10 protein-coding genes are annotated in these 13,873 nt (G+C 36.2%); 4 read left to right on the top strand and 6 right to left on the bottom strand.

What is annotated here, in order from left to right:
• Nucleotides 1–75: 75 nt before the first annotated feature.
• From EZJ43_RS04650 to mfd, 6 genes are all read right to left on the bottom strand, one after another.
• Nucleotides 76–1,509: a TolC family protein gene (locus EZJ43_RS04650; protein ID WP_133261605.1), complete on the bottom strand. Its 1,434-nt coding sequence runs from the start codon at nt 1,507–1,509 to the stop codon at nt 76–78.
• Nucleotides 1,502–4,669 (bottom strand): efflux RND transporter permease subunit, encoded by a 3,168-nt coding sequence (locus EZJ43_RS04645; RefSeq protein WP_133261503.1) that lies wholly within the window; start codon nt 4,667–4,669, stop codon nt 1,502–1,504. Before EZJ43_RS04645 ends, EZJ43_RS04650 begins: the two co-directional genes overlap by 8 nt.
• A 17-nt stretch (nt 4,670–4,686) precedes the next feature.
• Complete coding sequence (locus EZJ43_RS04640) at nt 4,687–5,769, bottom strand: efflux RND transporter periplasmic adaptor subunit (protein ID WP_133261502.1); 1,083 nt, start codon at nt 5,767–5,769, stop codon at nt 4,687–4,689.
• Between the two features lie 130 nt (nt 5,770–5,899).
• The gene (locus EZJ43_RS04635) at nt 5,900–6,121 is read right to left on the bottom strand and encodes a DUF3820 family protein (protein ID WP_133261501.1); all 222 of its coding nucleotides are present in this window, start codon (nt 6,119–6,121) and stop codon (nt 5,900–5,902) included.
• A complete protein-coding gene (locus tag EZJ43_RS04630; protein WP_133261500.1) occupies nt 6,121–7,257 on the bottom strand; it encodes an ATP-binding protein in 1,137 nt (378 codons plus the stop codon). The genes EZJ43_RS04635 and EZJ43_RS04630 overlap by 1 nt, the downstream gene beginning before the upstream one ends.
• A gap of 92 nt (nt 7,258–7,349) precedes the next feature.
• On the bottom strand, nt 7,350–10,688 hold the full coding sequence (mfd, locus tag EZJ43_RS04625; protein WP_133261499.1) for a transcription-repair coupling factor: 3,339 nt from the start codon (nt 10,686–10,688) through the stop codon (nt 7,350–7,352).
• Nucleotides 10,689–10,918: 230 nt separating this feature from the next.
• Here mfd and EZJ43_RS04620 point away from each other — a divergent pair, with 230 nt between their 5' ends.
• The 4 genes from EZJ43_RS04620 to EZJ43_RS04605 all read left to right on the top strand — a co-directional run bounded on the left by EZJ43_RS04620 (nt 10,919) and on the right by EZJ43_RS04605 (nt 13,818).
• Nucleotides 10,919–11,218: a DUF2752 domain-containing protein gene (locus tag EZJ43_RS04620; protein WP_133261498.1), complete on the top strand. Its 300-nt coding sequence runs from the start codon at nt 10,919–10,921 to the stop codon at nt 11,216–11,218.
• A gap of 6 nt (nt 11,219–11,224) precedes the next feature.
• Nucleotides 11,225–11,629 carry a TM2 domain-containing protein gene (locus EZJ43_RS04615; protein WP_133261497.1) on the top strand — a complete coding sequence of 135 codons (405 nt, stop codon included), beginning with the start codon at nt 11,225–11,227 and terminating at the stop codon, nt 11,627–11,629.
• Nucleotides 11,630–11,977: 348 nt separating this feature from the next.
• Nucleotides 11,978–13,075, top strand: coding sequence for a Nif3-like dinuclear metal center hexameric protein (locus EZJ43_RS04610; RefSeq protein WP_133261496.1), 1,098 nt, complete (start codon nt 11,978–11,980; stop codon nt 13,073–13,075).
• Complete coding sequence (locus EZJ43_RS04605; RefSeq protein WP_133261495.1) at nt 13,075–13,818, top strand: zinc ribbon domain-containing protein; 744 nt, start codon at nt 13,075–13,077, stop codon at nt 13,816–13,818. Before EZJ43_RS04610 ends, EZJ43_RS04605 begins: the two co-directional genes overlap by 1 nt.
• Nucleotides 13,819–13,873 lie beyond the last annotated feature (55 nt).

Genomic DNA, 13,873 nt, shown 5'->3' with positions numbered 1-13,873 from the left:
GTTCACGAAATATAAAATTAAAATACAACGATCGAAGTGGTTTCAAAAATCAGCAACTTCGATCGTTTTTCAGTTTTAATTCCAGCCACCACCTAAGGCGCTATAAATATTAACAACAGCATTTAATTGTTGCTTTTTGGTGTCGATCAAATCTAACTTCGCTTCCAAAGCATCGCGCTGGGTCATTAAAACCTCAAAGTAATCGGCCCTAGCAGAACGAAATAAATCGTTAGAAATATCTACTGATTGCGTTAATGCGAGCACCTGTTTTTGTTTTAAAATATAGCTTTTCTCTAAATTATCAATATTAGAAAGTTGGTTAGCAGTTTCCATATATCCATTTAAAATGGTTTTTTCGTAATTATAAACTGCTTGAATTTGTTTTGCATTTGCGGTAAGGTAACTTGCTTTAATTGCGTTTTTGTTGATGAGTGGTCCGGCTAAATCACCTGCTAACGAGTACAATAGAGATTCGGGCGTGCGAATTAAATAGCTCGGATTAAACGCTTGGTAGCCCAACGTTGCAGAAATATTTAACGATGGATAAAACTGTGCTTTTGCAATGCTAACATCGAGCTTTGCTGAAGCTAAATCTAATTCTGCTTGCTTAATATCTGGTCGGTTTGCTAATAATTGGGCTGGCAAACCTGCTTTAATAACAGTTGGAACTAAATCCATAAATCTGTCGCCATTTCTTTTAATCGGTTGGGGATATCTGCCCAACAAAAAATTAATTTTATTCTCTTGTTCGCTAATACTTTGCTGAATATTATACTTTAAACTTTCAGAATTATATACCTCTGCCTGAAATTTTCTAACAGCCAACTCGGTTACTCGCGAGGCCTGTTTTTGAATCTTCATTAAGTTTAAAGCATCGTTTTGTAAAACAATATTTTTCTTAATGATTGTAAACTGATTATCTAAAGCCAAAAGCTCGTAATAAGAATTGGCCACTTCGGCAACTAAGTTTGTAACTACAAAATTCTTGCCCTCAATCGATGACAAATAGTGGTAATATGCCGATTTTTTTGCGTTTCTGAGTTTATGCCAAACATCAACTTCCCAATTGGCAGTTAAACCAACTTGATAATCGGGCAAAATTTCAGGCACACTGCTTCCCGGTGTAATATCTGTACTTGCATCGCCCGCACCTTGGCTGGTGTATAAGCCAACTTTATCAAAACCTGCACCTGCATGATAACCAACTGTTGGCAAAAGATCTCCTTTTTTGGCTTTTATGTCGTTTTTGGCAATCTCGATATCTTTTAAAGTAATGTTTAAGTCTTGATTGTTTTTCAAAGCAGTATCAATCAAGTTCGCTAAATCCTCATCGTTAAAAAATTGACGCCATTTAATATTGGCTACGTTTGCACTATCTTTGGAAGCAGTAAAACTAAAAGGAACATTTTTTTGCGCATTGCGTTGCTCCAACTGCGGTAGTTTGCATGCCGAATAACCCACGGCAATTAAAATTAAGCCTAAGCTTTTATATTGATTTATTTTAAACATTGTGCTCAATTTCTTCGGATAATGGATTTTCATCCTCAATATTTATAAGTTTTCGCTTTGCGGAAATGGTGCCAAAAATGAAGTATAACCCCGGGATAATAATTACGCCAAATATGGTTCCGAAGAGCATACCGCCTGTGGCAGCTGTACCAATTGTTCGGTTGCCTATTTTTCCGGGTCCGGTGGCAATCATTAAAGGGATTAAGCCTGCTATAAAAGCAAAAGAAGTCATTAAAATTGGCCTGAACCTAAGCACCGCCGATTCTATTGCCGCATTAAAAACTGATACACCTTGGCTGTGCCGCTGTGCCGCAAACTCTACAATTAGCACCGCGTTTTTGCCTAGCAAACCAATAAGCATAACCATTGCGGCCTGTGCATAAATGTTGTTTTCTAAGCCTAAAACTTTAAGAAAAATGTATGTGCCGAAAATACCAGCAGGTAATGATAAAATTACTACCAAAGGCAATACAAAACTTTCATATTGTGCAGCCAAAATAAGATAAACAAAGCCCAAGCAAATTAAGAAGATATAAATTGCCTCATTTCCTCTCGATACTTCATCTTTCGAAATACCTGCCCAATCAATTCCGAAACCTCTTGGTAGCGTTTTTTGTGCTACTTCTGTAATGGTTTTAATTGCTTCGCCAGAACTATAACCCAAAGCAGATTGACCACTAATTTCGGATGAATTTGACATGTTGTGCCGCGTAATTTCCGATAAACCATACACTTTATCCATTTTCATAAATGCAGAAAAAGGAACCATTTCATCTCTGCTGTTTTTAACAGATAGTTTTAAAATATCAGATGGAAGCGCCCTATATTCTGGCAAAGCCTGCACCATTACTTTATATTGGCGATCGTACTTTATAAAGCTGGTTTCGTAATCACTTCCCACAAATGTGGATAAAGTACTCATTGCATTATCAATAGTAACGCCTTTTTGTTGGGCAAGGTCGTTATCGATATTTAGCATATATTGAGGAAAACTGGCGCTGTAGAAGCTAAATACAGATGATAATTCTTTTTGCTTATTAAGCTCGCGAACAAAATCATTACTTACCGTTTCCATTTTTTTGTAATCGCCACTGCCGGCTTTATCCAATAATCGCAATTCAAATCCGCCAGCTGCGCCATAACCCGGAACTGCCGGAGGTTGGAAAAACTCGATCGTAGCGCCCGGAATTTCTTTAGCCTTTTTTTCGAGTTCATTAATTACATCAAGCGATGAGTTTTTGCGGTCGCTCCAATCTTTTAAGTTAATTAAACAAGTTCCGGCATTTGAGCCTGTTCCTTCGGTAAGAATTTCGTAACCCGCCAAAGATGAAATTGATTTCACACCTTCAATATCTTTAGCCAAAACCTGAAGCCTTTTAGCAACCTCGTTTGTACGTTCTAAAGTAGAGCCCGCAGGAGTTTGGATAATGGCGTAAACCATGCCTTGGTCTTCATTAGGGATAAAGCCCGATGGAACGGAATTGTTTAAAAAAAATATCCCGATACAAAAAGCAATTAATGCGCCAAAAGTTAATAACCTACGACTTACCACTTTGTTTAAAAGCTTGGTATAACTACCGGTAAGCCTGCCAAACCAATTGTTAAAGCCATCTAAAACCCGATCAATTACCGATTTCTTTTTTGCTTTACCGTGATTACTCTTTAACATCATAGCACATAATGCAGGTGTTAAGGTTAGTGCAACTAAACCCGAAAGGATGATGGCTGTAGCCATTGTAATGGAGAATTGACGGTAAAAAATACCAACCGGCCCCGACATAAAAGCAACTGGAATAAAAACCGACGCCATAACAAAAGTAATGGCGATGATTGCACCACTAATTTCTTTCATGGCTTCTTGCGTTGCTTTTAAAGCTGAAAGTTTCTTGGTTTCCATTTTATAATGCACCGCTTCTATTACCACAATGGCATTATCAACCACTACCCCAATGGCTAAAACTAAGGCAAATAGCGTAATTAGATTTAGGGATATGCCAAAAAACTGCATAAATATAAATGTACCAATAAGCGATACGGGTACTGCAATGATGGGAATTAAGGTAGAACGCCAATCGCCTAAGAACAGGTAAACCACCAAACCCACCAAAATGAAAGCTTCTATTAAAGTGTGCAGTACTTTTTCTATGGAAGCATCTAAAAATTTAGACACATCGTAACTGATTTCGTAATCTAAACCTTTTGGAAAAGACGAGGCTTTAATCTCGGCCATTTTTGCCTTAACATCCTTAATAACTTGGCTTGCATTACTACCGTACGATTGCTTTAATACAATTGCTGCGGAAGATTTGCCGTTTAAGCTGGAGTATAAATTGTAAGCAGAACTACTAAAATCGACATCGGCCACATCTTTTAAGCGCAACATTTCCCCATCGGGATTAGCACGTAAAACGATATTTCCATATTGCTCTTTAGTTGTAAACCTGCCTGAGTATTTTAAAACATACTCAAAAGCTTGAGAACGCCTGCCAGAACTTTCGCCTGTTTTGCCCGGCGAAGCTTCTAAACTTTGCTCGTCAAGCGCTTTCATCACTTCATCGGCAGAAATTTTGTAAGCCTGCATCCGATCAGGTTTAAGCCAAATGCGCATGGCATAATCACGATCGCCTAAAATATCGGCGAAGCCAACACCATCTACGCGTTTCAGCTCCGACAGCAAGTTTATATCTGCATAGTTATACAGAAAACTTTCGTTCATTTTAGGGTCTTTACTGTATAAGTTAATATACATCAGCATGTTAGACTCTTCTCTGGTAATTTTTACACCTTCTCTTATTACGAGCGGGGGCAATTTATTGGTTACAGCTGCAACGCGATTTTGAACATTAAATGATGCTTGGTTGGGATCGGTACCTAAATTAAATACCACTTGAATACTTGCTTCGCCATCATTTCCAGCATCTGAAGCAATATATTTCATTCCCGGTACGCCGTTTAGCGCACGCTCTAAAGGAATAATAACCGATTTAATTAGCAGTTCGTTATTTGCACCAGGATACTCTGCGGTAATATTTACTTTTGGTGGCGAGATGGATGGAAACTGCGTTACTGGCAAACCAGTAATGGCCAAAGCACCTAAAAAAACAATTATAAGCGATATAACTATAGAAAGTACCGGCCGTTGGATGAATTTACTGAACATAAATTTTAGTGGTAATGTTATTCTGCGTGTAATTTCAAACCGTTAATTACGCCTTTAGGATCAAGATATTTGAATTTGATTTGATCGCCTTCTTTTACTTTCTGCACCCCGTCTAATAAAATTTTATCATCGGCTTTTAGTCCAGCACCAATTACATATAAATCTGGAATTTCGTTTGCGATGGTAATTTCTCGGGCGTTTACTTTATTGTTTTTATCAATTATAAAAACGTAGGTTTTATCCTGTATTTCGTAAGTTGCTTTTTGGGGTACAACTAATGCATTTTTTAGCGGAACCAACATTTCTACTTTACCCGTTTCTCCGTTTTTAAGTAAACCGTTGGGGTTGTTAAATCGAGCTCGAAAAGCGATGTTTCCTGTTTCGTTGTTAAATTCACTTTCTACGGTTTCAACAGTACCTTTAGCAGATAAAAGTTCGTTGTTTGCCATTAATAAACTTACTTGTTGTTTGCCTTTCTCTTTTACAGCACTGGCATAATTCAAATATTCGGGTTCAGAAACGTTGAAATAGGCAAACATTTCGCTGTTATCGGATAGGGAAGTTAGCAACGCCCCTTCATCAACCAAACTCCCAATTTTAAGTGGAATTCGATTAATTTTTCCGCTGAAGGGCGCTTTGATTTCAGTTAGTGCGAGGTGCATTTTGGCTAAAGAAGTTTCTGCATTTGCAGCGTCTAATTTTGCTTTAGCCATAAAAAATTCGTTTTTAGAAACTACATTTTTATCGGATAATAATTTTGTGTTTTGAAGTTCAATTTCTGCAGATTTTGATTCTGCTTGTGCTTTTAACAGCTCTGCTTGAAACATTTTCGGCATAATCCTAAACAGCAATTGTCCGGCTTTTACAGTTTGCCCTTCATCAACATAAATATTTTGGAGATAGCCCTTTTCCTGCGCCCGTAATTCGATATTTCGAACTGATTTTATTTCAGCAACATAATCTTTGTTAAAAGATGTGTCTATTTTTAGGGGAGAAGTTGCGGTGTAATTTGTTGATTCTTCTTTTTCTTCCTTTTTTGAGCTACAACCTGTCTGATACAAAAGCAAACTTACTGCGCTTAGGAGTATTAATTTTCTCATTAACTGCTAATTTTAGACGAACGGATTTTAAAGATGTTTTAAAATCTTATCGATGGCAAAATAAAGGCAGTATTATGAAGTTTTAATGAATTGAGCGAAGAGTTGGTTTTGATATGATAATTGGAATTAATTATTTATTTTGATTTTTCAATGGCGTTAACAAATATTCCAATCCATTAACTCTAATTTCGAACATCGTAGCCATTAAATCGCCTAATTTTCCCTTCGGGAAACCTTTATCTTTATACCAAAGCAAGTAACTTTCGGGTATGTTGCAAATTAAATAGCCTTTGTACTTTCCGTAAGGCATTTGCATTTTAACTAAATCGAGCAGTAAGGTTGGGTCTAGCATTAACTTATAAAATCTAAATAGTTTTCTTTGTTTACAATTGTGAAGTTTGCATTAGGGTAATTTTTGGCGAAAAAACCGGGGATTTTCTTTTTCTGGTTTGCCAACTTAAAATCTACCGCATTAATCTGTTCGTCTTTAACTTCAATAAAATCAATTTCTTGTTGGTCGTATGTTCTCCAAAAGTAATTTCTTGTGTTTTCTTCTTGGTAGCTTGTCTTTTTTATACGTTCGCTAAAGCAATAATTTTCCCATAAAATACCATGATCGTTGCGAAGTGCTAAAAGTCTAAAATCATTTATTATCGCATTACGGATACCATTATCATAAAAATACCATTTAGAAGATTTAGTAATTTCCTTGCGTAAGTTATTACTATATCCGCCTACTTTATAAATGATAAATACCTTTGAAAGTAAATCCAAATATCGATCAACAGTGTTTTTACTAAGTCCTAAATTGCGAGAAAGTTCATCGATAGAAACTTCTGACCCAACCTGCAACGCAATTAATTTTAGCAAATCGAAAAGTTTGGTGCTATTTTGAATATTTTCATACATCAAAATATCTTTTAGCAAGTATGACTTTACCAATTCTGTTAAATATGTTGTTTTTTCGGCAATTGTATTTAACTGGAAAAGCTCCGGATAAGACCCAAAGATTAATCGCTCTTCGAGGTTTTGGGCAGTTTGTAAGCCATTTTCGATAGTAGTTAACTCTAGTTGTGCTATTGGATAAAGATAATAAGTTAAACTTCTTCCCGTTAATGGTTCACCTGTTTGGTTAGATAGATCGAAAGCTGATGATCCACTTGCAATGATGGTTAAATCTTTAAAAGAATCAATCAGAAGCTTTAAAATTTTTCCAATTTCTGGTATAACTTGCGCTTCATCAATTACTAAAAGCTTCGCTTCGCCTAAAATTCTTTTATAGTTTGCAGCGGTACGCGAGGCAAGTAATGCCTGCACATCTTGATCTTCGCCATTTAAAAATAAATGTTCAATTGTTGTTTCTCGGAGGATGTTCTCGATAAACCAAGTTTTACCAGCACGGCGAGTTCCAAAAAGCAGGATAACCTTATTTTTGCCAATTTTGCTTTTTATAACAGAACTTAAATATCTAGGTATTTGATCTTCCATAGCGCACAAATATAACAAAAATAGTTAATTCAGTCAATCAACTGAATGAATTAACGTTAATTCAGTCAGTTGACTGACTGAATTCGTGTTTTTTAGTCGATAAGTTCTAAAGTTTGGATCGCCTCTTCAACGGTTGTTACGTTATCGAAAGCAATTCTCAAGGTATTTTTCACTTCTTTTAAATTACACATCCGTGGATGATTTTGCGCAAAAGTTAATATTTTGGTGAACGTATCCGAATCGAAATATTTCGATTGTTTATCACTTAAAAAATATCCTCTTAAGCTATTTTTCTTAAAGCTGATTTTCTCGAAGCCTAATTTTTTGCCCAACCATTGTAACCGTACCACACTTAACATCGTTTTTACCTGTGGCGGAACGGGTCCGAAACGATCAGCTAAATGCTTTTCAAAAATAGCCAATTCGGTTTCGTTGTTGAGCTTAGAAAGTTCGGTGTATAAATTATAGCGCTCGGTGATATTGGTAATGTAAGCGTCGGGGATGTAGAGTTCCAAATCGGTATCAACTTGCGTAAAACCTACAAAACTACGAGCAGGTTCATTTTCGAATAAACCTTTAAATTCTGCCTCTTTAAGTTCTTGAATGGCTTCATCTAAAATTTTATGGTACATTTCGAAACCAATTTCGGCGATAAAGCCGCTCTGTTCTGCTCCCAATAAATTTCCGCTACCGCGGATGTCTAAATCTCGCATCGCAACATTAAAACCGCTACCCAAATCAGAAAATTCTTCAATGGCACTTAAACGTTTTCTAGCTTCGGAAGTTAAAGTAGATAAAGGTGGCGAAAGTAAATAACAGAAAGCTTTTTTGTTGCTTCGGCCTACGCGACCACGCATTTGGTGCAAATCGCTCAGTCCAAACATGTGCGCATGGTTTATAATTATCGTGTTGGCATTCGGAATATCCAAACCCGCCTCTATAATAGTTGTTGCCACTAAAACATCTTTTTCGCCGTTAATAAAATCCATCATCACGTCTTCCAGTGCATCGCCATCTAGTTGTCCGTGTGCAATACCAATCCTCGCTTTTGGCACTAATTTTTTAATTAACCCGCCCAATTGCATTAAATCATTAACGCGATTGTGTACAAAGAAAACCTGTCCGCCTCTATCCAATTCAAATTGTACAGCTTCTTGTATCAACTTATCGTTAAAAACATGTAATTCGGTATTTACAGGTTGCCTATTTGGTGGTGGCGTACTAATAATAGATAAATCTCGAGCGCCCATTAAAGAAAAATGTAAAGTACGAGGAATTGGCGTTGCGGTAAGCGTTAAGGTATCAACATTAATCCTAACGGCTTTTAATCGTTCTTTTGCGGCTACGCCAAATTTCTGTTCCTCATCAATAATCATGATGCCCAGATCTTTAAATTTTACATCTTTACTGAGTAAACGATGGGTTCCGATTAAAATATCTACCTTACCTAAAGCGGCTTCGGCTAAAGTTTCTTTAATTTGCTTGCTGGTTTTAAATCGATTTATATAATCAACCGTAACCGGAAAATCTTTTAAACGTGCCGAAAAAGTTTTAAAATGTTGTAAAGCTAAGATAGTGGTAGGCACCAAAATAGCGGCTTGTTTACCCTCAGCAACGGCTTTAAATGCCGCACGAACTGCAATTTCTGTTTTGCCAAAACCAACATCGCCACAAACCAATCGATCCATCGGGTATGGAGATTCCATATCCTTTTTCACATCTTGGGTAGCTTTTAATTGATCGGGTGTATCTTCATAAATAAAAGATGCTTCTAATTCGGTTTGTAAATAACCATCCGGAGAAAAAGCCGTTCCTTCTTGTGCTTTACGCAAAGCATAAAGCCTAATTAAATCTCGGGCAATATCTTTAACTTTTTTTTTAGTGGTTTTTTTTAGCTTATCCCAAGCATCGGTGCCCAATTTATTCATTTTTGGCACACCGCTTTCTTTCCCACTGTATTTTGCAATGCGGTTAAGCGAGTTAATGTTTACATACAACAAATCGTTATCGGCATAAACCAAACGAATCATTTCTTGGGTTTTACCGTTAACCTCCACCTTTTCTAATCCGGCATATTTGCCAATACCATGATCGATGTGGGTAACATAATCTCCAGCTTTTAATTCGCGCAGATCTTTAAGCGTAATCGCCTGACTTTTTTGGTAACCTTTTTTAAGTTTGTATTTGTAGTAACGATCAAAAATTTGATGATCGGTGTAAAAAGCAGTTTGAATGTTGGCATCAATAAAACCTTCGCGAAGCATATTATTGATGGGTGTAAACTTTGCAGTTTTATCAATATCATCTAAAATAGCATATAAACGCTCAATTTGCTTAGGCGAATCGGTAAAAATAAAATTGATAATTCCTGCCTTTTCATTCTCTTTTAGATTGTGGATGAGCAGGTTAAAATCTTTATTAAATGATGGCTGCGGTTTGGTTTCAAAATCGAAACGATAATCGGTTTTATAAAAAAACTGTTTGCCAAATTCTATAATAGGGAAATCTTGTAAATGATCGCCAAGTAGCTTCTCGTCTGAAAATGCAAATTTTGGATCAATCCAATCGGGGTTTTGCGTTTTATCGGCCAATGATAAAGCTTTCCAAAGTTCGGATGCTTTTTTGTAGCCTGCCTTAACAATATCTAAAGTAAATTCAACATCCTTAAACCAAAGTTGGGTATCTTGATCAATGTAATCCAAAATACTAATGTTGCTTTCAGTTAAAAATTTAGCCTGTACATTAGGTACAATGGTGAGTGATTTTAAATCGGTAACAGAAAGCTGACTATCAATTTCAAAGCTGCGGATGCTTTCTACCACATCGCCAAAAAATTCAATCCGATAAGGTAAATCCGAAGAAAACGAGAAAATATCTACAATGCCGCCCCGAATTGAAAACTGCCCAGGTTCGTAAACAAAATCCCGACGATCAAAATCGTAATCAATTAAAAACTCATTAATAAATTCGATGCCGAGTTTAGCGCCTAAACCTATTTCTAACGTGTTTTTTTCTAAAGCAGAGCGATCAATCACTTTTTCGGCAATGGCTTCGGGATAAGAAACTACAATTTTTCCATATTCCGAATCATGGTTAAGCTCGTTTAAAACTTCCGCCCTAGCTAACACATTTGCCGTATCTACTTGTGTAAAATCAAAAGATTTGCGGTAAGATGATGGAAATAATAAAACTTCTTTATCCAATACACTTTCCAAATCAGATTGAAAATATGAGGCCTCTTCTCGATCTGGAAGTACGAAAAGCAAAGGTTTGTGCAATAAAAAGTACGATGAGAGTGCAACAAGTGCATCCGCAGAACCTACTAAACCCTTTAGTTGTATTTTAGGGTTTTTACTGGCATTCAACGCTTTGGTAAATTCGATTACGCTATCGTTGGTTTTGTATCTATTAACTAAATCTCGAATATTCAAGGTGCAAATTTAAACTTATCTTTTATAATAAACCTCAAATTGGTGTAAAGGTTTTTTTAACTATTTTTGATTTTTTTGGATACTGGAATTTTAAAATTTTACTTTAGATGTGATTGGTTCTTTGATGAAATAAACAACTTCGTCGAATAATATGCGCTGTTTGTCGAATTAACTGCAGTTTGTGTAACATAACCCCATCATCAGCCTCTAAACCATATAAATTGATAAACATGAAATACTTTAAAAGCTTGCCATTAGAATTGCTATTCTGGATAACGGCTTTGGTATTATTGGCAACTGCGAATGCGCACGAACATCATTTTACACTTTGTCCCATTGCAAATTTGGGTTTCGAACGTTGGTGCCCAGGTTGTGGCTTAGGGCGTTCAATTACCTATATTTTTCATGGGGAATTTGAACAAAGTTTTAGGCAACATTGGTTCGGGATACCGGCGTTGTTAATATTGTTGCATAGAATTTACGTACTTACAAAGAAAATAGAAATTAGAAAATTAAAAACACATATTTAAAATATTATGGATAACTATCAATCACCTTTAATGGCTTTACCAGGTATAACGCCAGAAGAATTCTCGTACTTACAACAAGCAACAACTGGTTTAAATGAGCAACAAATGCGCAATTTCCTGATGTTTTACAGTGGCCGAAGAAAAAATCCATCAGATATGTTAATTTTTTGTTTGATCGGATTATTGGTTTTGCCAGGCTTACAAAGATTTATTATCGGACAGATAGGGATGGGTATTCTATACCTATTAACTTGGGGTTTATGTTTTATTGGCTCTATTGTAGATATTGTCAATCATAAAGACTTAGCTTTTCAACACAACCAGAAAATGGCTTTCGAAAGTTTGCAAATGGTAAGGATGGGCGGTTTTCAGCAACCGGCTCCAACAACTCCAGTTGATAATAAATTTTAGGAGATGAAAGTCAGATTTATTTTGACTTAGTTCTGCCACCCACTATTAAAAAGCCAAGCACCAAGATTAAGTCCGCACCCGAATAAAAAACGGGTTTGCGGACTTTCTGTTTTGTTATTTGTATCCCCTTGGGAATTTTGGGCGTATTAAAATTGGGTTTGTTATTTTATGGCTTTAGCTGGTTTTTAATACGCTCGATTTTTTACGCTTTCAACTCGCTCCTTTTTTAAGGAGGGGCTGGGGGTGGTTATCAACTAACTAATATTGTTTATTCATCTCAAGAATTAATTCGCAGAAGTTTTTCATCTTCATTTCAAACAAAAACCTCAAAATTTCTATCTTTATAAAATGAGATTATCAGAAATAACAAACTACTTAGAAACTGTTGCGCCTCTAAATTATCAAGAGGATTATGATAATGCTGGGTTAATTGTTGGCGACCCAAATATGGAAGTGCATGCTGCTTTGGTAGCATTAGATTGTATAGAGAAAATAGTTGATGAAGCCATTGCTACGGGATGTAATTTAATTATCACCCATCACCCAATTGTTTTTAAAGGCTTAAAAAAACTGAATGGTAAAAATTACGTGGAGAGAGTTGTGCTTAAAGCCATTAAAAATAATATTGCTTTATATGCCATTCATACCAATTTAGATGCGATTGATACCGGTGTTAATGCTCGTATTTGTGAACGATTAGGTTTAACAGGCACAAAAGTACTTTCGCCAAAAGCGGGATTATTAAAAAAACTCGTTACTTTTTGTCCGCAGGCACAAGCTGAGCAATTGCGCTCGGCATTGTTTTATGCAGGCGCAGGAAATATTGGCAATTATAGCGATGCAAGTTTTAACGCCGATGGCTTTGGTACTTTTAAAGGAAATGAAAATGCCGATCCATTTGTTGGCGAAATAGGCGTTCGGCATAAAGAGCCCGAAGTTAGGATTGAGGTAATTTATCCGACACAGACAGAGCGTAAAATTTTGGTGGCTTTGTTCGAAAACCATCCTTATGAAGAAATTGCGTATGATATTTATAAGTTAGAGAATAAGCATCAGTTAGTGGGCTCTGGCATGGTTGGCTGGTTAGAATACGATATGGATGCTTATGATTTTCTGCATTTAGTTAAAGATAGAATGCAAGCTAAAGTAGTTAGGCATACCGAAATTATTGGCAAGCGTATTAAAAAGGTGGCCGTTTGCGGTGGCTCAGGGAGTTTTTTGTTAAAAGATGCAATTGCAGCAGGTGCTGATGTTTTTATTACCGGAGATTTTAAATACCACGAATTTTTTGATGCGGAACATAAAATTATAATTGCCGACATCGGACACTTTGAGACTGAACAATTTACCTCGAATTTATTGGTTGAAATTATTCAGAAAAAATTTACTAACTTTGCAATCCGTTTAACGGAGCAAAATACAAACCCCATAAATTACTTGTTTTAATGGAACAAACCGTAGAACAAAAGCTAAAAGCTTTATACGAATTACAAAATATCCACACAAAAATTGATAAAATTCGCCAGGTAAGAGGTGAATTGCCAATGGAAGTTGCCGATTTAGAAGATGATGTTTTGGGTTTAGAAACCAGAATTTCTAAAATTAAAGGTGAACTTGACGATCTTGAAGATTCTATCGTTACAAGAAAGAATACGATCAAAGATTCTCAGGCAGCAATTAAAAGATACGATACGCAATTAAAAGAGGTTAAAAATAATCGTGAATACGATGCTTTAACTAAAGAAATTGAGATTCAAGGTTTAGATATTCAAGTTGCTGAAAAGAAGATTAAAGAACATGGTTTCGAAATTACTTCTAAAACAGAAATCTACGAAGCAACTAAACTTCAATTGGAAAGCAGAAAGAAAGATTTAGAAGTTAAAAAAGGCGAATTGGATGTAATTACTTCTGAAACAGAAAAAGAAGAAAAAGATTTACAAAAGAAAGCCGATAAAGCTGAGCCAACAATCGATGCACGTTTATTAGTAGCTTACAAACGTTTACGCAAAAACTCTGTAAACGGGTTAGCGGTTGTAACAATCGATCGCGATTCGTGCTCAGGATGTTTCAATCAAATTCCACCTCAACGTCAGTTAGATATCCGTCAGCGTAAAAAAATTATTGTTTGCGAGCATTGCGGACGTATTTTGGTTGATGAAGCCTTAACTGTAGAAGTTGCTGAAGCTTAATTTAAACTAAAAATATATTAACGGCTTTGTTTACAAAAACAAGGCCGTTTTTTTT

The organism is Pedobacter changchengzhani, from assembly GCF_004354365.1.
In the GTDB taxonomy this organism is placed as follows: domain Bacteria; phylum Bacteroidota; class Bacteroidia; order Sphingobacteriales; family Sphingobacteriaceae; genus Pedobacter; species Pedobacter changchengzhani.
Note: the sequence above shows the minus strand (reverse complement) of the source record. Positions and strands in the feature narration are given on the sequence as shown.